Here is a 21,220-nt window from a genome sequence, read left to right as displayed (position 1 = left end):
GTCATGACCCGTACCGCTGAACAATCCCGCGCGGCCAAGAAGGAAATCCTGTCGCGCATCCGCTCCGCCCAGAAGTCTGCGGGCCTGGCTGACCACGTGGACGTCCCGCGCGATTACCAGCGCGACCGCCAGGTCGCCCCGGACGAGCTGCGCGACCTACTGGTCGACCGCCTGGTGGACTACAAGGCCGACGTACACGTCACCGACGCCGCCGAGCTGCCGGCCACCCTGGCCAAGATTCTGGCGGATAAGGACTGCCACGATATCCGCTACGCCCCGGGCATGGATACCGCGCTTTTCGCCGAGTTCGACGGGGAGGCCAAGCCGGATTCCAACGACGTGGACCCGCGCACCCTCAACGAGGTCGACGCCGTCGTGACGGAATCCCACGTCACCGCCGCCCAGACCGGCACGATCTCGCTGGAGGCCGGTGAGACCAACGGCCGCCGCGCGCTGACCTTGGTCCCGGACCGCCACGTGTGCATCGTCCGCCAGGAAAACATTGTCTACGGCGTGCCGGAGATGGTCTCCCGCATGAACCCGGAGCACCCGGCGACCTGGATTTCGGGCCCGTCGGCGACCTCCGATATCGAGCTCTCCCGCGTGGAGGGCGTGCACGGGCCGCGCGACCTGATCGTCGTCATCGTGAAGTAGCGCTGTCCCGCCCCGTGGGGCCGGCGGTGCCAGAGTTGTCAGTTGTGGCGACCTAGGGCACCCGCCGGCCCCCTTTTTATTGGGGAAGGATGCAGGCCGGGGGCAACGGCGATAATGTAAAAACACTCAAACCCTACGGTTTCCGTTATTTTCAATTTCTTTACTGACTCAGTTCCTAGGAGAATCAGGTGCTACGACCTTCTCAGAAACGCCCGGCCCGGGCCGCTGCTTCCATCCTGGCAGCGCTCGGGGTGGCTTGCAGCCTCGCCGTCGGCCCGGCGGTAGCCCAAGAAGCCCAGAACGCCGCCCCGCAGATCCAGTGGGAGGACTGCCCCGAGCAGGTCACCGAGGACAACGCCGAGTGCGGCCGTATCGATGTCCCCACGTACTACGACAACCCGTCCGCCGGCACCATCAGCGTCGGCTTCCTGCGCGTGCCGGCCGCCAACCCGCAGGCCAAGCGCGGCGTGCTCTTCGGCAACCCGGGCGGCCCGGGTGGGGACGGCTACTCCTACTTCGGCAGCGAGCAGTTCGCCTGGCCCGAGGGAATTACCAACGAGTGGGACCGCGTGGCGGTCCAGCCGCGCGGCCTGCCGGGTTCCACCCCGGTGGAGTGCACCCAGCCGGGCGGCAGCGACCTCGACGCCGCCACCCGCGCCGGCGCCTATATCCGCAATTCTTGCGAGAAGTCCACGCCCGGCTACACCAACTCCCTGACCACCGAGAACACCGCCCGCGACTGGGAGATGGTGCGCCAGGCCCTGGGTGAGGACCGGATTTCCATCATGGGGCTAAGCTACGGCACCCTGCTGGGCTCTACCTACGCCACCTTCTATCCCGAGCACACCGACAAGGTAGTGCTGGACTCGGCCATGAGCCCCGCCCGCGCGTGGAACGGCACCCTGGCCGACCAGCAGGCCGGCTACGAGAACGCGCTGCACGATTTCTTCGACTACGTCGCGGCTAACGATGCCACCTACCACCTGGGCACCACTCCCCTGAAGGCCTACGAAGCGTGGTCGCGCAAGGTAGCCCGCGAGGCCGGCGTGCGCCCGACGGTGCTGCCGCCGAACGCCAAGATCGGCGACCTGCCCCCGGGGCTGGAGTTTTCCAGCCAACCGGCGGCCAACATCATGACCGCGACCGGTGAGCTGCGCGTCCAGGCCGAGTTCCTGGGTGACAAGATCCGCAACCCGCAGGCCTCCCAGATCAACTCGAATACCCTGATGCTCACCCGCCTACTCGTGCCTTCGGCCGTCAGCTGGGAGGCGCTGGCTAAGCACATCGCCGGCATCGAGGACCTGGGCGGGCCCCAGGATCCGGAGCAGGCCCGCAAGGCGCTCGAGGCGCAAACCCAGGCCCAGTCCATGCAGAACCTCGTCCTGTGCAACGAGAACTCCTTCCGGGCCAACCCGGGCCTGGTCCCGTCCTACGCGTGGTCGGCATTCGTCACCCAGGACCCTTTCACGATGGCTAGCTCCCTGTACGGCTCCGGCATCGCCTGCAGCGGCCGCGGGCCGGTGACCACCGTCCCGGCGCTAAACGGCGCGGGGCTGGAGCACCGCCCGCTGCAGATCAACGCCACCGGCGACCCGCAGACCCCGTACCAGTTCCACGGCGATATGGCCGGCCAGATGGGCTCCCACGTCGTGACCGTCCACGGCCCGGGCCACGGCCACGTCGCCTCCGGCAACGCGGCTGTCGACGAGATCGTGGTGGACTATCTGCGCACCGGGACCAGCGACGTTAACGAAGCGCCGGGGCTGATTTAACACTGACTAGCCCGATGGGTTAGAATTTCATCATTGTCGTTCCAACGAGCGGCAATGGTGAAAATGTCTCCGTAGCTCAGCGGATTAGAGCATCGGTTTCCGGTACCGAAGGTCGCAGGTTCGATCCCTGTCGGGGACACCACAAAACAAGGGCCCGCACCCAGACAAAGTTCTGGGTGCGGGCCCTTTGTACTGCGACTAATCATCCTCCCGCGGGGTCGGCCGCCACATGGCGACCTCCGGCGGGTCGGCCAGCTTGTCGCCGGCGACCTCGATCGGGCCGAGCTCCACGAAGCCCAGGGAGCGGTACAGCGCCGCGGACTTCGGCGTGGAGGCCTCCAGGTAGACCGGGGCATCGCCGGCGCGGCGCAGGCCGTGCTTGAGCATCGTGGAGCCAATCCCCTTGCCCTGGACGCTGGAGCTCACCGCGATGGCGAAGAGGTACCAGTGGGCAAACCCCGGGTGGGCGCTGGCGGTGCGCGCCTCCCGCCGGGCTACGAAAGGCACCGCGCGGCGGAAGAGGTTGATGTACTTCGGCAGCAGCGCCATGAACTTGGGCGTCGACATCTGCTTATTGGGACGCGCCCACAGGCCCACGCCGACGATTTCGCCGTTGTCGATGGCCAGGTCCACCTCCCCGTTGGGGAAATAGTGGCCGTAGACCTGGATTTCATAAATGGCGCGGGCAAAGTCCACGTTGTTGTACTGGCCGCCCGTGTGCGCCATGATGGAGCGCACCGCGCGGTCCTGGGCGAAGGTGTGGGCCAGGACCTCGATGGCGGCGGGAAGCTCGTCTTCGCGCGCGGGTCGAATCTCTACATCTGCTGACTTATTATTCATATCCCCCAATCTAACACCGCAGATGCAAAAAGCTCCCTGACCACCTAGGTCAGGGAGCTTAAGAAAGCCAATGCGGGATTAGAAAAGCTCCATCGGGCCCGGCTCCAGGGCGAGCATGCCGATCATCAGCAGGCCCATGACGACGATCATGATGATGCCCATCGGGATCCACTCCAGGATGACCTTGCCAACGCCGTCACCGCGGTCGCGAGCTTCTGCCTCGCGCTTTTCCTGCTCCAAACGAGAAGTCATTACTTCGCTTCCTTTCGACTCCACTGGCCGTGACCGGCCCGATTCCACAGCTATCTTAGCAGTATCCACGTACTAGTTTCGACTTTGCCCGGCGGGTGCTACACCCTTCCAGGCTAGGCCTCGGGATCGACGCCTTCCTCCAGCGCCGCGACGAATTCCTCGCGCGCGCTAAACAGCGCCTCGACGTCGGCCTCCGCGCCGCTAATCCACAGGCCCGTCGCCGCGTCGAAGGTCAGCGCCTCGTCGGGGTGCGCCTCCAACAGCTTTTCCATGATCTCGGCCTGCTCGGCGGTCGGCTCCCCGTCCGGGAATTGTTCCGGATCGCCTAAGGCGGCGGATTCTTCCGGGAAGGCGGTGAGGTGGTACTGCTCGTATTGCTTGTGCGGTTGCTCGAACAACTCTTGGCCCATCATGGCCTTTACTCTACCTTCTCGCCCAGGCGGGCATCGGGGACGAACCCGGGTTGGCCGGGGATGTTGTCGACGGCGAGTACGCCCTCACAGAAGCGCCGCAGGGCGGCGCGGTCCGCGTCCGACAGGTGGTCGAAGACCAGGCGGCGGACGGATTCCACGTGGGCCGGCGCGGCGCGCTCCAGGCGGCGGCGCCCCTCGTCGGTGAGCTCGATGAGCACGCCGCGGGCATCGCCAGCGCACTTGCCCTTCGTGACCAGGCCGCGTTTGGACATCCGGTTGACCTGGTGGGAGGCCCGGGAGCGATCCCAGCCCAGGTTCTTGCACAGATCGCGCAGCCGCAGTGCCTCGCCATCGGCCTCGGAGAGCGGGACCAGGATGGAAAAATCTGCCAGAGAAAGATCGCTGCCGTAGAGCAGGGAGTCTTCCATGCCCCGGTCGATCTTCCGCATGGAGTCTAGGAGCATTCGCCAGAGGTCCTGCTCGCCATCGTCAAGCCAACGCGTTTGCTTAGTCATAGACTCAACGTACCCTATCCCACCTCCGAGTTAACAGCCCGCTGCAGCGGAGACATCCGGCCCTTCCTCGGCTACGCTCGCCAGTAAACGCCGCACGACGTCGGCCTCCCCGGGCGCAAGCCGATCGAAAATCGTACGCTGCAGCTGCGCGGTATAGGCCGGAACGGCGCGCCCCAGCTCCTCCTTGCCGTCCTCGGTTATCCGGGCGCGCACCGCCCGCCGGTCGTTACCGTCAGTCGATTTGCTGACCAGGCCGCGCCGCGACATGCGCGAGATTTGCTTAGAGACCCGCGGGTGCGCCCAGTCCAGCGCCTCGCTCAGTTCTTTCAAGCGCAGCGTATACCCGGGTGCCCGCGCCAGCGCCGCCAAGAGGTGGAACTCGGTCCGCGTCAGCGAGCCGCACGACTCCAGCGCCTGGTCCAGCTTCGCCTCGACGCGCTGGGCGGCCAGGTTCATCAGCTCCCACAGGCGCTGTTCTTCCGGGGCGAGCCAGCCGTGGTAGACAGACTGCCGCGCAGCTTCCTCCGCCTGCTGCCCGGCCTGCTCCATTGTCCTAGTCCGCCCGCTTGAGGTCTTCGATATCTAGTTCCAGCTTTCCCGGCACGCGCGAATAGCGCTGCGGCATGCAGGTCAACACGATGACCTGGGCGCGTTTGCCTACCTCGCTAAACAGCGTGGACATCAGCTGGATGCGCTCGGAGTCCGTCGAGCCCAGCGCGTCGTCGATGACCACCGGCACCGGCCGGGCCCCGGCCTCATCCCCGCCGCCCGCGGATTCCTCCACCAGCTCCGCGATGGCGAACCGCGTCAGGATGGCCAGCTGCTCGCGGGCGCCGCCGGAGAGCTCGCCCAAATCAATGGTGACGTCGTCCTGGGTGCGCTGGGTGACTTCGAGTTTTTCGTTCAGCTGGAATTCGACGTCGCCGCCGTAGACTCGGCGGGCCAGGCGGCTGAGCCGATCGGCGAACGGCGCCGAGTACTTGCGGCGGGCCTCCTCGCGGTGCCGTAGGAGCACCTCGCGCAGGTATTTCACGGCCTTAGCGCGCCGGTCCAACGAATCGAAGCGGTCCTGGGCGTTCTCGAACTGGGCCTGGGCCTTCTCCGCGCGCTCGGCGCTGCCCTGGTCCCGCTCGATATAGCCGGTAAGCGTAGCGATGGTCCGGTCGGCCTGCGACCAAGTCTCCTCGAGCGACTTCAGGTGAGCTTGGGCGCCGGCATGCAGCTGCTCCGCGCGTTCCGGATCCGCAGCATTCATCTCAGCCTGCGCCTTAGCGCGCGCTGCCTGGGCGGCCGCCAGTCTTTCTTGGGCGGCCTCCACCGCCTGCTCGAGTTCCTCGTCGCCGCGGTGCCCACGGGCGCGCGCCAGGGATTGTTCGGCGCGCTCGACAGCCTCCTGCAAGCTGTCCACCTTGACTTGGCTGCGCAGCAACTTCTCCGAGAGGTTGAGTTCCTCCTCGCGCGCGACGGCCGCGGCGGCTTCCTCCTGCTCGGTTTGGGCCTGCTCCTCCGCTTCCTCAGCCGCAGCCAGGGTGGCGGCGGCGGTGTCGACGTCGGGCAATTCCTCTGTCTGTTCGCCTTCGAAAAATTCCTGCAGCGCGCGGTGCTCGGCTCGCAGTTGCTCGATGTCGTCGCCGGCGGCGAGCGTATCCAACTCGTGGCGCAGTCGCTCCGCCCGCTGGTCCTGCTCGACCTGCTCCTCCCGCAGACCGCGGGCTTCCGCCGCCCCGTCGCAGCCGAGAGATTCCAACAGATCCTCCAAGCGGCGCTTCGCGTGGGCGTATTCCTCCCGCGCAGAGCGGACGCTCTCCCCCATCTGGCCGGCGGCGAACCGGGCCGACAGCGTGCCAATGACCAGTTCGGTGCCGTCTGCGACGGGGACTTCGAGCTCTTCGCCTCCCGCCTCTAGGGCATAGGACTGCCCGTCAACGGTAATCTCCTCGCCGGATGCGGAGCTAAAAAACAGCTTCGACTGGGCGGCTTCCTGCAGACGCTGGTGCAGCTGCACGTCTTGGGCCAGCTGGTCGATGTCCGCCAGCTGTTTCTCGGTGACCGTGTGCTCGCGCGCGGCGATTTCCTGGCGCACCGCCCCCAGCTTTTCGGAGACTTCGTCGATGCGGCCCAGCAGGCTGTCCAGCTTGGCCAAGCGGTTTCTATCCACGACGAGCTTGTGGGCACCCGCGGCGTCCTTGCGCCGCTGCCGCGCGTCCGAAACGACCTTGGCCGCCTCCGCGGCCCGCTGGCGCACCTGCTCGAGGCGCTGATCTGCCTCGGCGGCCTGCTGTACGACCGGGGCGAGATCCTCCCGCGCCGCCTGCAGCTGCTCCTGGTTGCGTTTGAGGTCCTCGACCAGCTCCTGGCGGCCGCGCAGATCTTCGCCCGCGCGCTGATGGGATTCCTGGGCTTGGACGAAGTCCTTGTCCTTGGCCTGGAAGGCCGCGCGCGCTTGCTGGGCCGCGGTCAGCTCGGCCGTGCGTTGCTCGAGCTCGCTTCGGGCGGAGCCTTGCTCCTGCGCAGCCTGCTCGCGCCGGTCGACCGCCCGCTCGTAGTCACGCACGTAGCCTTCCAGCTCCGTGAGCTCCCGCTGCGCCTGCTCCGCCGCGTCCTGGGCGGCCGATAACTCGTTGCCCGCGCGCTTGTACTCGCCGGTGGGCTCGCCCTTCTTGCCGGTGAAATAGCGCTTGTATTCTTCTTCCACCCTGTCCATCAGGCCGGAGTCGTGGCCCTCGCTGAGGGCCTGGCTGCCGGAGCTTTGCTCCAGGGCGTTGCGCAGGGAGGAGATGCCGACGGCTTCGACCGCCGCGCCCAAGTCGTCCTGCTTGAGAAACAGGGCGTCTAAGAGGTCGTCGTCGAGGTGCTCGTCCAGAATTTCCTTGAGGCGAGCATCCGCGGCGCGGCCGGTGTGGTTTTCCGGGCGCGGCGAGAAAACGGTCAGCTCCGCGGCCTGCTTTCTGAACCACCGCTTGAAGATCCGGAAGCGGTACGGCCCCACGGTAGCCTCCAGGGTGATTTCGGGCGAGGCGTCCTTGCCCACCGGGCGCAGGACGCCCACCGTGTTCTTTGCGTGGGAGCTGTGCGCCTGCTTGAGGACCACGCCGATGGCCTCGACCAGGGTGGACTTGCCGGCCTCGTTGTCGCCGTGGATGACCACCACGCCCTGATCCGGAAGGTCCTCCAGCTTCAGGTGTTCGACGGCGCGCACATTGCGCAGCTCGAGAGAGTGAATCCGCATTAATTAGCCCCTTTCCGCGCGTCCGGCGAGGAAAGCCGGAACAACAAATTCGCCGCGTCCCGGGCCACCGGATCCGCGTCCATGTCCGTGATGATTTCTTCCAGCGCCCCGGCCGCGAAACCGCTTAACTCCAGGTCCGCGAGCTCCTCCTCCGAGGGGGCGAGGTGGAGGTCCATGGTCCGGGCGCGCTCGCGCAGGTCGGCGAAGACTGGCTCCAGAGCCTCCAACTCGTGCTGCAGGCGCTGAGTGTCCTGGATGCCCAGGGTGCCCTGCAGGCCGTACTTGATGACGGTGCGGTCCTTGTGCGGGTAGGCCTTGAGCCTTTCGAGGAAGTGATCCACGTCCTGGCTGGTGGTCAGCTCGGCGCTCAAGGCCTCGAAGCGCCACTCGCCCAGCTGGTGCTCTTCCACGGTTACCGAGGCCTGCCCCGCGGCGGTCTTCTCGATGGTCACGGCCAGGGCCTTGCCCGAGTTGTTCTCGCCGGCGTCGCTTTCCACCTCGTGGAAGGCGGTGGTTTCCGGCGCCCCGGAAAACCACACCGCCCCGGTGCTGCCCAGGGGCATGGCCGAGTGGGTATCCCCCAGCGCGAGGTAGTCGATGGCCCCGGCGCGGATCTTTTCCTCGACCAGGGCGAGGTCGATCAGCTCGGCGTCCTCTTCTGAGGTGCGAGATTCGACCTGCCCGTGCCCGACGGCCACCCGGATGGTGTCGGTAGGCTCTAGGGGCTCGAGGGCGGCCGCGACCAGATCGTAATTGGAACGCTTCGACAGGTACGGGGCCCCGACGAGCTCGACGCCGTCCGCGACCGGGATGGGCTCCGAGTCCGCGATGACGTGGATTCCTTCGGCCTGGGTGCGAAAGAAGATCGAGTCCGCCACCAGCGGATCGTGGTTGCCGGGCAGCAGGTAGACCGGCACGTCCAGGTTGGCCAGCGCCTCCCGGGCGCGACCGGTGGTCTGCGGCGACAGGGAGTTATGTTCGAAGACGTCCCCGGCTACGACGATGAACTCGGCGCCCACTTCGGCGGCGAGCTTTCCCAATTTGTCAATGCTGGCCAGCCGGGCCGCGTTAAAGCGGGCCTGGCCGTCGCTTCCGAGGAAACCACGCTCCATCCCTATCTGCAGGTCGGAGGTGTGGATGAACGTCGTTGAAGTCATACCCCATGTCTAACACAGCCACCGGACACATGCCCGAAGCTATTATCGAACACCCGTTTAATCCCCTAGCGGGTGGTCAGGTGGTGGTACATGTCCTCGATATCGGAGATCGAGCGCAGCAAGTCCACGTTGGTGTGCGAGACCGCCCGCATGGCCTTGCGCAGCAAATCCGGGTCGGAATCCTCCAGCGCCGGGGCGACCTTCGGCCGCGGCAGGTCCGGCAGCTGGCGGCCCTTCCAGAACAGGTCGTTGCGCTCGTCGTTGGTCAGGCCGGCATCGTTAGCCAAGGCGTCCTGGGACGCGGCCTGCGATTCTTCCAGGACCGCCTGTTCCAGGGTCAGGAAGTTCAGGCCGCGGAAGGCGAAGACCACCGACGCGTCGGCGTCGATACGACTGGCCAGGCGATCGGCCACCGCCACCACGTGCTTGCAGACCGGGGTAGAATCCGGACAGGAGCAGCTCAGCCGCAGGTCGTCGGCCGTGGGGGCAAAAAGCAGGTCGAGGACCTCCTCGCTTAGGTGCCCCTCGTGGGCGTTGCGCAGGGCGTTCGGGGTGCGCGCCAGCAGCTCATTAATGCGCGCTAGGTCGTCGTTGGAGCGGTACGGCAGCTGAATGAGGACCGTGAAGGGCTCGTTTTGGGAGCCGGCGACCCGGCCGTGGATGGCGCCGTTGCGCACGTCGAGGCCCACCACGTGCCCGGCGCGCGCGTACTGGCGCCCGCGGGTCAGGCGGCCGTCGTCGGTGGCCTTGCTGATAACGGACCAGACGCGCTGGGCCGCCGGAGACAACACGGGCCCGGTAGCCCCGCTGCGGGTGACCTTGTTGGTCTCCTCCGCGGAGGTCACGCGCTTGCGGGTCCCGAAGTTCGCGTAGATGACATTGTCTTTAGACACGCTCATGACCGACTCCTCCTACTCTCTGCCCCGGTAGCTCATCAGGGAGGCCAGCTGCTCCGGATCCAGCTCGGTGAGCCAGCCTTCGCCCTCGCCGACGACGGAGCCGGCCAGGGTGGTCTTGCCGTCCAGGATATCCTGGATGCTCTCCTCCAGGGTGCCGGCGGTGATCATCTTGTAGACCTGGACGTTTTTGCGCTGGCCGATGCGGAAGGCGCGGTCCGTGGCCTGGTTTTCCACCGCCGGGTTCCACCAGCGGTCCATGTGCACCACGACGTTGGCGGCGGTCAGGTTCAGGCCCGTGCCGCCGGCCTTCAGCGACAGGATCATCGCCGGCGGTCCGTCCGGATCCTGGAAGTCCTCGACCATCTGATCGCGCTTGTTCTTGGTGACCCCGCCGTGCAGGAACGGGATATCGCGCCCCAACTGCTCGCTCAGGTAGGGCTGCAAGATATCGCCGAAGGCGCGGTACTGGGTAAACACCAGCAGGCGTTCGCCGGCCTGGATCGACTCGTCGACGATCCGCATCAGCTCGGCGACCTTGCCGGAGCGGTGCTTGCCCTTAATGGTCACGGGCGAGCCGTCGCCCAGGAAGTGGGCCGGGTGGTTGCAGATCTGCTTGATGCGGGTCAGCGAGGAGAGCACCAGCCCGCGGCGGGCCATGCCCTGGCGCTGCTCGAGTTGGACCTGGACGTCGTCCACGAAGGCCTTGTAGAGCGAGGCCTGCTCGGCGGTCATGGATACGGTGAGGATCTGCTCGGACTTCTCCGGCAGGTCGTCGATGATCTTCGGGTCCGTCTTCAGCCGGCGCATGATAAACGGCGCGGTGAGTAGGCGCAGGCGCTCGGTCATGGTGGGGTCCTGCTCCCGCTCGATGGCCTTGGCGAAGTGGTTGCGGAAGAAGCTGGTAGACCCCAGGATGCCGGGGTTGCAGAAGTCCAGGATGGAGCGCATCTCCGACAGGCGGTTTTCCACCGGCGTGCCGGTCAGCGCAATGCGGTGGCGCGACGGCAGGGAGCGCACCGCCCGGGAGCTGCGGGTCGCGGAGTTCTTGATCGCCTGCGCCTCGTCCAGCACGACGCGGTCCCACTCGGCTAGGCCGAGCTGCTTGAAATCGCGCCCGACGGTGCCGTAGGAGGTAATGACCAAGTCGGCATCGGCAGCTGCGGTCAGCAGCGCCTTGTCCTTTAAGCGGCCGGAGCCGTGCTGGACCAAGACCGTGAAATCCGGGACGAAGCGCGCGGCCTCCCGCGCCCAGTTGCCCACCACGGAAGTCGGCGCGACCACCAGCGTCGGGCCGAGTTCCTTGCCTTCCTCAGCGGCCTTGTCCTTTTCCACGGCCAGCAGGGTCAGCAGCTGCAGGGTCTTGCCCAGGCCCATGTCGTCGGCCAGCACGGCGCCGATGTTGTTCTGCGACATCCAGTAGAGCCAGTCGACGCCGCGGCGCTGGTATTCGCGCAGCTCCGCGTGCACGGTATCCGGCACCGCGACGCGCTGCGGGGCGACGGTGTCCATGCCGCCCAGCAGGCTGTTGAACCACTTGGAGCCGGTGAACTCGATCGGTTCGTTGGCCATGGATTCCAGGGCCAGCTGGCGCAGCTCGGCGATGGTCACCTCGCCGAACTCGTCCGTGTCCTTGTCGGCCTGGTTGAACTCGGCCAGCTGGCGTTCCACGTCCGCGACCAGCTGCTCCCAGCCCGGCGTCTCCAGCACCCGGGCGCGCTCGGCTTCTTTGGCGGCCGCCTCCAGCTGCTTCTTCCGGCGCTTGTAGGCGGTCTGGTTGAGCTTATCCATGTAGTCGGTAATACGGCTAAGCGCCTGCGTATCCGCCATGACCCACTCGCCGCGCAGGCGGATGAGCCCCGACTTGGAGTTGACCAGCTCCTCCATTTCCTGTTCGCTCAGCTGCACGTCGCCGACGGAGATATGCCAGTCGTATTCGACCAGTTTCTCCAGGCCCACCTGCGACTTGGTGGCCGCCACGGCCGGGTCGGTGACCTCGCGGGTCTCCAGCTGGGCCTTGGTCTCCGCCTGCGCCCAGGCCTTGGGCAGCATCACCGTGAAGCCGGCGGCCTTGAGCGCGGAGACGTCGCTGCCGATGAACTGCACCAGCGCGTCCGTACTCAGGTAGACGTCCCAGTCCCCGGCGTTGTCGTACCAGCGGGGTGCCGGCCGCGAGGAGCTGGGGTTGAGCGCCGGGGCGATGCCGATGGCGCGGCGCTGCGAGTCGCGCAGCTTCTCCACCGAACGGGCGTCGAGCTGGTCGACGCGGATGGGCTGCGGCGAGTCTGTACCGGAACGCACCCGCAGGCGCACCGGCCACACCGCCTGGGAAGGATCCAGAGAGGTCTCCTCCTCCCCGGGTTCCTCGACGATGATGACCAGCTGCAGATCGACCGAGGCGATCGAATCCTTCCACTCGTTGAGGCCCCGCAGCAGCTGCGCCCGGCCCCGCTTGATGGGCGAGGTGGTCAGCATGGCCTGCGCGAAATCGTGCCAGGGGTACGGCCGCGGCGTGTGGAGCAGGTCTTTGAGCTCCATGAAGGCGATCCAGTGGGTGAGCTCGTCGATGAGATCGTCCGACAGCGATCGGTTGTTGATGGTCAAGATCCCCGGCGCCGCGGCGATCATCTCCGCCAGCCAGCCGCGCTCCCCCAGCCCGGCGGCCAGCTGCCACATGGGGAACCACTCGCCCGCCTGGTAGGACAGGCGGATGGTCACACGCCCGGCGCGCACGAACTTGGTCAGCCCGCGGTAGGTCCGGATGAGCCAATAGAGATCGGGGGCAATGGAGGCGCGTTGTTCGGCGGTGGCCGCCGGGGTCCGCTCGTCCAGGAAGGACAGCTGGGACAGCGCGACGATGGCGTCCTGCGGGCCGAACATAGCCATCGGCGCCATGAGCGAGACGTCCTTGCCCTTCGGCGTGCGCAGGGAGACACGGGCCCGGTTGCGGAAAGACTTCTTGGCAAGCAGGCTCTCGACCGCTTCTGGAAAGGTCCCTTCCGGCACGGAGGCGGGCGTGACAATCTTGTGCCCCTCCACCTGTTCGACCCACAGGCTAAACCCAGACACAGGCAGCCAGAGGCCGTGCAGAAGGTATCCAGACATGCCGAATAGTCTAACACCGATGGCCGACACGCGACTTTTTCTGCCTGCGTCAAAGATTGCTCTCCCCGACCCGTCCGACCCTGCCGGCCGGCCGCCTAGGCCGCTGGCCAGCGTGGATGCCTACCCTCCTTTGAGGGGAGGAAACGGCGCTTTTTCGCGCAAACGACGCCGGAACGCCTGTCACCTGGGATTGTTACCGTCTCGTTATAAACAGTGGTGAACCTCCTCATTGCTTCACAAAAGCCTGCCACGCACCTGTGACGCCGTGTTTCATAGCTTGGGCAGTTCTGTGAGTCTCGTTACCCTTGTTATGTTCCGCAGGTCATATTCCCACGGCACCACCTGGGAAAAGACTCTGTAGGCAACCGTTATTTCCCGCCCCTGGGCCGCTTGAGCTTTATCGCGCCCGGGCGGCGCACTGTTTTTACACATCAATTACTGCAAGGAGCCTTCGTGGATACCTCAACCTGGTATGTCATCGCGATCATTATTTATCTGTTCGCGATGCTCGCCATCGGTTACTGGAGCTACAAGCAAACCGATCAATACGACGACTACGTTCTGGGCGGCCGTGGGCTGCACCCCTTCGTAGCGGCCCTGTCTGCGGGCGCCTCTGATATGTCCGGCTGGCTGCTCATGGGCCTGCCCGGCGCCCTCTTCCTGACCGGCATGTCCGAGGTCTGGATCGCCATCGGCCTGACCTGCGGCGCCTGGGCTAACTGGAAGTGGGTTGCCCCGCGTCTGCGCGCCTACTCGGAGGTGGCCGGGAACTCCATCACCATCCCGTCCTTCTTCGAAAACCGCCTGCGCGACAAGTCCCGCCTGCTGCGGATTATCGCCGCGCTGGTCATCATCTTCTTCTTCACCTTCTACGTCTCCTCCGGCATGGTCTCCGGCGGCCGCTATTTCGAGTCCACCTTCGGCGGCGACTACCTGACCGGCATGCTGATCATCGCCGCGGTCACCGTCGCCTACACCTTCGTCGGCGGCTTCCTCGCCGTGTCCTACACGGACGTCGTCCAGGGCCTGCTGATGTTCTGCTCGCTCATCATCGTGCCGGTCATGGCCATCATCTCCCTGGATAACCCGTCGGACATCTTCTCCTTCGCCGCAGAGAACCCCTACGCCACCAACGGCGTGCTGGAGAACCCGAACTACTTCTCCCTCGTCTCCGGCGTGACCGCCGGCGTGGTTATCGGCAATATCGCCTGGGGCCTGGGCTACTTCGGTCAGCCGCACGTCATCGTGCGCTTCATGGCACTGCGCAAGCCCTCCGATGCCCGCCAGGGCCGTTTCTACGGGGTGACCTGGATGGGCCTGTCCGTGCTCGGCGCCATCTTCGTGGCACTGTCCGCCACGGTCTTTTTCACCCAGAACGACTACTCCATCACGGACCAGGAGAACTACGAGACCGTCTTCCTGGACATGGCGCAGGTCATGTTCCACCCGCTGCCGGCCGGCCTGGTGCTGACCGCGGTTCTGGCCGCCATCATGTCCACCATGTCCTCCCAGCTGCTGGTCGTGGCCAGCTCGCTCATCGAGGACCTGTGGAAGATCTTCTCCAAGAAGAACCTCTCCGAGGATCTGCTCATCAACCTGTCGCGTACCGCGGTCGTGGCCGTGGCCGTCGTGGCCGCCCTGCTGGCCATCAACCCGTCGGATTCCATCCTGGGTCTGGTCGGCTTCGCCTGGGCCGGCTTCGGTGCCGCCTTCGGCCCGCTGGTCCTGCTGTCCCTGTACTGGAAGCGACTCAACTCCACCGGCGCCATCGCCGGCATGATTGTCGGTGCACTGACCACCATCATCTGGGGCAACGTCCCGGCGCTGACCGAGACCATCTACGAGATCGTCCCGGGCTTCGCCCTCTCGCTCCTCGTGACCGTCGTGGTCTCCCTGGCGACCAAGCAGCCGCCCAAGGAGGTCCAGGACGAGTTCGCCCAGGTCGAGGACCTGGTCAAGATCGTCTCCAAGGACGACGAGATGGCCTTCGAGGACGCTGCCAAGCAGGTCAAGGACTAGTTCCGCCTAGCCCGCACGGCGCCCTCCTAAGATAAGAAAAATCCCGCCTTCCCCGCCGCGTTCTTGCGCGGTCCGGGAGGCGGGTTTTTGCTTGCCGATGCCCCGTGGCGTCTACAGGAACATCAGGATGGCGATAACAACCCACAGCAGGTTGAAGATGCCGCTGAACATGGCCAGCTGCTTCTTGTCCTTGGCGAAATCGGTGGTGCCCTCACCGGCTAGGGCGGCCATGGCCTTCTTCTGGCGCGGGATGATGAGGAAGAACAGCAGCGCCCAGGCGATAATCGCCAGCAGGATGGACGCGTGGAACTGCCCCTGGGTGCCGTAGGTGGACATATCCATCAGGAAGACGGCGATACCCAAAATCGGCACGATCGCGGAGATATAGCCGTAGGAATTAGTGATGTTGTGCAGGGTACGCGTGGCGCCAAGCGCCTTGTCGTCGCCCTCGGCGGCCTTCAGCATCTGCGGGCCGAACTGCGACGTCGCCACGGTGACCGGGCCCAACAGCAAAATCGCGGCAATCACGTGCGCGGCGATGAACAAAGAAGTCATAAAAGTTGCTCCAGAACCTTTCTCACGGGTTTTTGCGACGGCTAAGTAAAAGCGCCGCTCATAGGAAAATCACCGTGCATGGGACACGGCTTCCGCAGTTAACCCTATCGTTAATTCGGGTCAAATGATCAACCGGCACTGCGCCCGCATGACCTTTACGTCCCGCCGCGGCAGGGGCAGGCCGTATTTCGCGGCGACGGCCGCCAGCCGCCGCACGTACCAGCAACGCTGCCCCACCGCCGGCGGCAGCCACCGGGCCGGCAGGTCGTCGGACTTGTCGCGGTTGACCTCGTCCCGGGTCACCACCAGGTTGAGCGGATCATTAGCGAAATCCTGCCGCCGCTGCGCCGACCAGCTGTGCGCGCCCAGATCCCACGCGGCAGAGAGCGGGAAGACGTGGTCTACCTCCACCGGGACGTCGCCGCGGCGCAGGGGCACCTCCTCCCCGGCGTAGGGGTCGTAGAGGCTGCCGCGGCTAATCCCGCACGCCCCGCTGCGGCGCAGCTGCATGGCCTGTTCCATAATGGCGACCTCCCGGGTGGTGCACGCCGAGCTTGGGGCCGGGCCCCACCCGGCGCCGAAGGCCTCGCGCTCGTAGCCCAGCACGCGCTGGCGCTGCTCGACCGGCTCCACCCGCTCCAGGCTGGCGCCCAGTTCTGGGAGACCGTCGTCTTCCTCCGGCTGTAGGTAAGGGGCCACCTGCCCGCAGAGATAGAGCAGGGTGCACAGACAAAGAAACCACAGGAAGCGTTGGCGCATGCCTTTATAGACTGCGCCAGGTTTCCTGTGGTTCCTTAGCTGGCTTAGGGCCGGTCAGCGCACTAGTCGCGCCAGCGGCCGCGACCGCCCTTGTCGCCCCGGCGGCCACCCTCGCGGCGGCGGCCCCCGCGGTTATCGCGGTTGTCGCGGTTATCGTCGCGGTGGAAGCCGCGGCGCGGCGGGCGCCCAGTGTCCTTCTGGATGTTGATGAGCTGCCCGGAAATACGGGTGTCCTTCAACCGATCCAGCACGGCCGGGTCCAAGTTCTTCGGCAGGTCGACCAAGGTGTGGCCCACCGCGATGGTGATACGGCCGAAGTCCTTCGACGACAGGCCGCCCTCGTTGGCGATGGCGCCCACGATGGCACCCGGGCGGACGTTCTGGCGCTTGCCGACGTCCAGGCGGTAGGTCTCGAAGTCGCCGTCCGGGCGCTTCGGCCCGCGGTCGCGGTCCCGGTCGCGATCCCTAAAGCGGCCGCCGCGCTTGTCGCCGCGGTCGCCACGATCGTCGCGGCGGAAGCGCTCCTTGTCGCGCTTGTCCTTCTTGCTCACCGGCTGTTCCTTCATCAGGAAGTCGGAGCCGGCCTGCAGCTGCACGGCCAGGGAAGCGGCGATGTCGTCCATGCCGACGTTGTTGACCTCGGAGTACTTGCGGACCAGGCCGCGGAAGAGCTCCATCTGCTTGTCGCCCAGGGTCTCCGTGATGGACTGCGCGAACTTCTCCTTGCGCTTGACGTTGACCTCGTCGACGGTCGGCAGCTCCATCTCCTCCAGGCGGGCGTTGGTCACCCGCTCGATGGAGCGCAGCATGCGCCGCTCGCGCGGGGTGACGAACAGGATGGCCTCGCCGGTGCGGCCGGCACGGCCGGTGCGGCCGATGCGGTGCACGTAAGACTCGGTGTCGTTCGGGATGTCGTAGTTGACCACGTGGGTGATGCGCTCGACGTCCAGGCCGCGGGCGGCCACGTCGGTAGCCACCAGGATGTCCAGGCGGCCGTCCTTGAGCTGATCCACGGTGCGCTCGCGCTGGTTCTGCGCGATGTCGCCGTTGATGGCGGCGGCGGAATAGCCGGCATCGGACAGCTTTTCGGCGACCTCTTCGGTCTCGTGCTTGGTCCGGCAGAAGACGATGATGGCGTCGTAGTCCGTGACCTCGAGGATCCGGGTGAACGCGTCCATCTTCGCGCGGTGCGGGGTCAGCAGGAAGCGCTGCTTGATGTTGTCGTTGGTGCGGCGCTCGGACTTGACGGTCACCTCGGCCGGGTTATCCAGGTACTGCTTGGACAGGCGGCGGATGCTGTTGGGCATGGTGGCCGAGAACAGCGCGACCTGTTTGTTGTCCGGGGTGTCTTCCAGGATGCGCTCGACGTCTTCCTGGAAGCCCATGTTCAGCATCTCGTCGGCCTCGTCGAGGACCAGGAAGCGCAGCTGGGACAGGTCCAGCGAGCCCTTCTCCAGGTGGTCGATGACACGGCCCGGGGTGCCGACGATGATCTGGGCGCCGCGGCGCAGGCCGGACAGCTGGATGCCGTAGGCCTGACCGCCGTAGATCGGCAGGACCTCGATGTTGCCCAGGTGATCCGCGAAGGACTGGAAGGAATCGGCAACCTGCAGGGCCAGCTCGCGCGTCGGCGCGAGCACGAGGGCCTGCGGGTGGCGGGCCTGCTCGTCGATGCGGGCGAGGATCGGCAGCGCGAAGGCCGCCGTCTTGCCGGTACCGGTCTGGGCGAGGCCGACCACGTCGCGGCCTTCCATCAAGATCGGGATGGTTTCCGCTTGGATTGGCGAAGGGGTGGTGAAACCAACGCTGGCCACGGCGTCAAGCACTTCGCTTGGCAGGCCTAGGCCGTCAAACCCCTGGGAGTTGTCTTTGGCCGAATCCTGGGATTCGGCGCCGGCGCCCTCAGAAGCTTGCGCAGCCCCGGTGTTCTTCGCAGCCTCTGCTGCCACACCTTGCGCGTTGTCCTGAGATTCCGACTGTTGAGAAAATTCTTCCGGCTCGTTGACGCCGCCGGTGGCGTTATCGGTAATGCTCATTGCCCGCCCAACATTACGCTAATGGGCGGGCAAACACCATTGGGGCAAGCCCCCGGCGCGTTGCCGCCGGTGGGGCTAGTTATTCTCGGCGGCCAATTCCCCGCCGACATAGGTGCGCCACGTGGCCGGCATGCCCGGGCGGTACGCCAGATTAATGGCGTTTTCCGCGGTCAGGACGTGCAAGTCCGCGGCCGCGCCGACCACCAGCTGGCCCTTGGCCGGGCGACCGGCGGCGTCCTTGCCTCCCGAGACCGCCTGCCGGCGCAGCGCCTTCGCCCCGCCCAGGGTGGCCGCGGCGATGGCCTCGTCCAGGCTTAGGTGCTGCTGGAGCACCGCCGTGGTCACGCAGAAATTCATCGAGGAGGTGTAGCTGGTGCCCGGGTTCAGGTTGGAGGCAATCGCGACGGTCACGCCAGCGTCGATGAGCTTGCGGCCCGGCGCGAGCGGCTGCCGGGTGGACAGATCGCAGGCCGGCAGCATGGTCGCGACGGTCTCCGAATCCGCCAGGCGCGCAATATCGTCGTCGCTTAGGTAGTTGACGTGGTCGACGGAGGCGGCGCCGAGCTCGACGGCCAGCGCCACGCCCGGGCCCTCCCCCAGCTGGTTGCCGTGCACGCGCAGGCCCAGCCCGGCGTCGCGGCCGGCCTCCAGGACCCGGCGGGACTGTTCCTCGTTGAAGGCGCCGCGCTCGCAGAAGACGTCGATCCAGCCGGCATAGGGCGCAACCTTATCTAGCATCGGCCCGACGACCTGCTCGACGTAGGCCTCGGCCTCCTGCCCCGGCGGCACCAGGTGCGCGCCGAGGAAGGTCACTTCGTCGACGTACTGGCTAGCCACCCGGGCGGCCTCGACCTCAGAATCCACGTCCAGGCCGTAGCCGGTCTTGGTCTCGAACGTCGTGGTGCCGCCCGCGTGCCCGGCGGCCACGCGCTCGCGGACCAACTGGCTCAGCCGCTCCGCGCCGGCCGAGCGGGTGGCCTCCATGGTCACCGCGATTCCGCCGGCCGCGTAGTCGCCGCCGGCCATCCGGGCCTCGAATTCCTCGGCGCGGTTGCCGTCGAAGACCATGTGGGTGTGGGAGTCCACCCAGCCGGGCAGCACGGCCCGCCCGCCCAGGTCGACGGTCTCGGCGTCTGCGTATTCTCCGGGCAACTCGGCCGCGGGGCCGACCCAGGCGATGGTGCCGGCGTCGTCAGACACCAGCGCGGCGTCGGTAATGGTGCCAGCTTCGGCTACCGTGCGGAGCTCGGAAATATTGCGGAATACCTTGGTCATGCGTCATACCTTTCTGGAACGGGCGTGGTCGGCAAAGGGAACGGGGCTTTATACCTAGTCGCGGGCCTTGAACTCCATCGGGATGCGCACCCCGCGCTCCTCGGCGACTTCCTGGGCCCGAGTGTAGCCCGCGTCCACGTGGCGGATAACGCCCATGCCCGGGTCGTTGGTGAGCACCGAGCGCAGCTTGGCGGCGGCCAGCTCGGTGCCGTCGGCGACGCTGACCTGGCCGGCGTGGATGGAGCGGCCCATCCCGACGCCGCCGCCGTGGTGGATGGAAACCCAGGTCGCGCCGGAGGACACGGCGGTCATGGCGTTGAGCAGCGGCCAGTCGGCCACGGCATCGGTGCCGTCCAGCATGGCCTCGGTCTCGCGGTACGGCGAGGCGACGGAACCGGAGTCCAGGTGGTCGCGGCCGATAACGATCGGCGCGGAGATCTTGCCCTCGGCGACGAGCTCGTTAAACCGCAGGCCGGCCTTGTGGCGCTCGTTGTAGCCCAGCCAGCAAATGCGCGCCGGCAGGCCCTCGAACTCGACGTATTCCTCGGCAGCATCCAGCCAGTTGTGCAGGTGCTCGTTGTCCGGGAAGAGCTCCTTAAGCGCCTGGTCGGTGACCTTGATGTCTTCCGGGTCGCCGGACAGCGCGGCCCAACGGAACGGGCCCAGGCCCTCGCAGAACAGCGGGCGGATATAGGCCGGGACGAAGCCCGGGAACTCGAAGGCGCGGGTGTAGCCGGCGTGGCGGGCCTCGTCGCGGATGGAGTTGCCGTAGTCGAAGACCTCGGCGCCGGCGTCCTGGAATTCGACCATGGCCTGGACCTGGCGGGCCATGGACTCGCGGGACTTCTTGGTGAAGGTGGTCGGGTCGGCCTGGGCCTCGGTGTGCCAGTCCGCCACGGTGCTCTCGGTGGGCAGGTAGCTGAGCGGATCGTGGGCGGAGGTCTGGTCGGTGACCACGTCCACCGTCAGCTCGCCGGCCTGCTGGCGGCGGAGGATCTCGGGGAAGACCTCCGCGGCGTTGCCAACCAGGCCCACGGACAGGGCGCGCTTTTCTTCCTTGGCGGCCAGGGTCAGCTTGAGGGCCTCGTCCAGGTCGGTGACTACCTCGTCGAGGTAGCGCTTGGACTGGCGGCGCTTGAGGCGGGTCTCGTCCACATCCACGATGAGGCACACGCCGCCGTTCAAGGTCACGGCCAGCGGCTGGGCGCCGCCCATGCCGCCGCAGCCGCCGGTCAGGGTCAGCGTGCCGGCGAGCGTGCCGTCGAAGCGCTTGTGGGCCACGGCCGCGAAGGTCTCGTAGGTGCCCTGCAGGATGCCCTGGGTGGCGATGTAGATCCAGGACCCGGCGGTCATCTGGCCGTACATCATCAGGCCCTCGGCCTCCAGCTCGCGGAAGTGCTCCCAGTTGGCCCAGTCGCCGACCAGGTTGGAGTTAGCAATCAGCACGCGCGGGGCCCACTCGTTGGTCTTAAACACGCCGACCGGCTTGCCGGACTGCACCAGCAGGGTCTCGTCCGCCTCGAGGTCGCGCAGCGTGTCGACGATGGCGTCGAAGGCTTCCCAGCTGCGGGCGGCCTTGCCGGTGCCGCCGTAGACGACCAGGCCCTCGGGGCGCTCAGCGACCTCCGGGTCCAGGTTGTTCATCAACATACGCAGCGGGGCCTCGGTGGCCCAGGACTTGGCGCTGATTTCGGTCCCGCGCGGCGCGCGGATTTCACGAGCTTCCGACATTAACTAATCCTT

General features: G+C 66.5%; 17 protein-coding genes and 1 tRNA gene. 4 read left to right on the top strand and 14 right to left on the bottom strand.

The window, feature by feature from the left end; translation table 11 throughout:
* Positions 1-3 precede the first annotated feature (3 nt).
* From VVS03_RS04055 to VVS03_RS04045, 3 genes are all read left to right on the top strand, one after another.
* On the top strand, positions 4-654 hold the full coding sequence (locus tag VVS03_RS04055) for a lactate utilization protein C (protein ID WP_368534607.1): 651 nt from the start codon (positions 4-6) through the stop codon (positions 652-654).
* A 188-nt stretch (positions 655-842) separates the two neighbouring features.
* Complete coding sequence (locus tag VVS03_RS04050) at positions 843-2,426, top strand: alpha/beta hydrolase (protein WP_409338322.1); 1,584 nt, start codon at positions 843-845, stop codon at positions 2,424-2,426.
* A 65-nt stretch (positions 2,427-2,491) separates the two neighbouring features.
* A tRNA-Arg gene (locus VVS03_RS04045) sits at positions 2,492-2,568 on the top strand.
* Positions 2,569-2,624: 56 nt separating this feature from the next.
* On the opposite strand, the gene VVS03_RS04040 is transcribed toward VVS03_RS04045, so the two are convergent.
* From VVS03_RS04040 to VVS03_RS04000, 9 genes are all read right to left on the bottom strand, one after another.
* Complete coding sequence (locus tag VVS03_RS04040; protein WP_368519645.1) at positions 2,625-3,266, bottom strand: N-acetyltransferase family protein; 642 nt, start codon at positions 3,264-3,266, stop codon at positions 2,625-2,627.
* Between the two features lie 78 nt (positions 3,267-3,344).
* Positions 3,345-3,518 carry a hypothetical protein gene (locus tag VVS03_RS04035; protein ID WP_368519644.1) on the bottom strand — a complete coding sequence of 58 codons (174 nt, stop codon included), beginning with the start codon at positions 3,516-3,518 and terminating at the stop codon, positions 3,345-3,347.
* Between the two features lie 113 nt (positions 3,519-3,631).
* Positions 3,632-3,931, bottom strand: coding sequence for a molecular chaperone GrpE (locus VVS03_RS04030; protein ID WP_368521052.1), 300 nt, complete (start codon positions 3,929-3,931; stop codon positions 3,632-3,634).
* Positions 3,932-3,936: 5 nt separating this feature from the next.
* A complete protein-coding gene (locus VVS03_RS04025; protein ID WP_368519642.1) occupies positions 3,937-4,446 on the bottom strand; it encodes a MarR family winged helix-turn-helix transcriptional regulator in 510 nt (169 codons plus the stop codon).
* 30 nt (positions 4,447-4,476) lie between these two features.
* Positions 4,477-4,995, bottom strand: a complete 519-nt coding sequence (locus tag VVS03_RS04020; RefSeq protein WP_368519641.1) for a MarR family winged helix-turn-helix transcriptional regulator — start codon at positions 4,993-4,995, stop codon at positions 4,477-4,479.
* 4 nt (positions 4,996-4,999) lie between these two features.
* Complete coding sequence (locus VVS03_RS04015; RefSeq protein WP_368519640.1) at positions 5,000-7,675, bottom strand: AAA family ATPase; 2,676 nt, start codon at positions 7,673-7,675, stop codon at positions 5,000-5,002.
* A complete protein-coding gene (locus VVS03_RS04010; RefSeq protein WP_368519639.1) occupies positions 7,675-8,832 on the bottom strand; it encodes an exonuclease SbcCD subunit D in 1,158 nt (385 codons plus the stop codon). The genes VVS03_RS04015 and VVS03_RS04010 overlap by 1 nt, the downstream gene beginning before the upstream one ends.
* Positions 8,833-8,897: 65 nt before the next feature.
* Positions 8,898-9,731 (bottom strand): hypothetical protein, encoded by an 834-nt coding sequence (locus tag VVS03_RS04005; protein ID WP_368521051.1) that lies wholly within the window; start codon positions 9,729-9,731, stop codon positions 8,898-8,900.
* Between the two features lie 12 nt (positions 9,732-9,743).
* Complete coding sequence (locus tag VVS03_RS04000; RefSeq protein WP_368519637.1) at positions 9,744-12,833, bottom strand: DEAD/DEAH box helicase; 3,090 nt, start codon at positions 12,831-12,833, stop codon at positions 9,744-9,746.
* A gap of 453 nt (positions 12,834-13,286) precedes the next feature.
* Here VVS03_RS04000 and putP point away from each other — a divergent pair, with 453 nt between their 5' ends.
* Positions 13,287-14,852, top strand: a complete 1,566-nt coding sequence (putP, locus tag VVS03_RS03995; RefSeq protein WP_368519636.1) for a sodium/proline symporter PutP — start codon at positions 13,287-13,289, stop codon at positions 14,850-14,852.
* A gap of 111 nt (positions 14,853-14,963) precedes the next feature.
* Here putP and VVS03_RS03990 read toward each other — a convergent pair whose 3' ends face one another.
* The 5 genes from VVS03_RS03990 to VVS03_RS03970 all read right to left on the bottom strand — a co-directional run bounded on the left by VVS03_RS03990 (position 14,964) and on the right by VVS03_RS03970 (position 21,208).
* Positions 14,964-15,407, bottom strand: a complete 444-nt coding sequence (locus VVS03_RS03990) for a DUF2269 domain-containing protein (RefSeq protein WP_368519635.1) — start codon at positions 15,405-15,407, stop codon at positions 14,964-14,966.
* Between the two features lie 120 nt (positions 15,408-15,527).
* Positions 15,528-16,166 (bottom strand): HNH endonuclease family protein, encoded by a 639-nt coding sequence (locus tag VVS03_RS03985; protein WP_368534104.1) that lies wholly within the window; start codon positions 16,164-16,166, stop codon positions 15,528-15,530.
* A gap of 62 nt (positions 16,167-16,228) precedes the next feature.
* The gene (locus VVS03_RS03980) at positions 16,229-18,202 is read right to left on the bottom strand and encodes a DEAD/DEAH box helicase (RefSeq protein ID WP_368519633.1); all 1,974 of its coding nucleotides are present in this window, start codon (positions 18,200-18,202) and stop codon (positions 16,229-16,231) included.
* Between the two features lie 75 nt (positions 18,203-18,277).
* Complete coding sequence (hutI, locus tag VVS03_RS03975; protein WP_368521050.1) at positions 18,278-19,477, bottom strand: imidazolonepropionase; 1,200 nt, start codon at positions 19,475-19,477, stop codon at positions 18,278-18,280.
* A 54-nt stretch (positions 19,478-19,531) separates the two neighbouring features.
* A complete protein-coding gene (locus VVS03_RS03970) occupies positions 19,532-21,208 on the bottom strand; it encodes a urocanate hydratase (RefSeq protein ID WP_368521049.1) in 1,677 nt (558 codons plus the stop codon).
* Between the last annotated feature and the right edge of the window lie 12 nt (positions 21,209-21,220).

The organism is Corynebacterium sp. LK2537, from assembly GCF_040946485.1.
Classification (GTDB): Bacteria; Actinomycetota; Actinomycetes; order Mycobacteriales; family Mycobacteriaceae; genus Corynebacterium.
The sequence above is the reverse complement of the archived record's forward strand: the minus strand, read 5'-3'. Positions and strand labels throughout refer to the sequence as shown.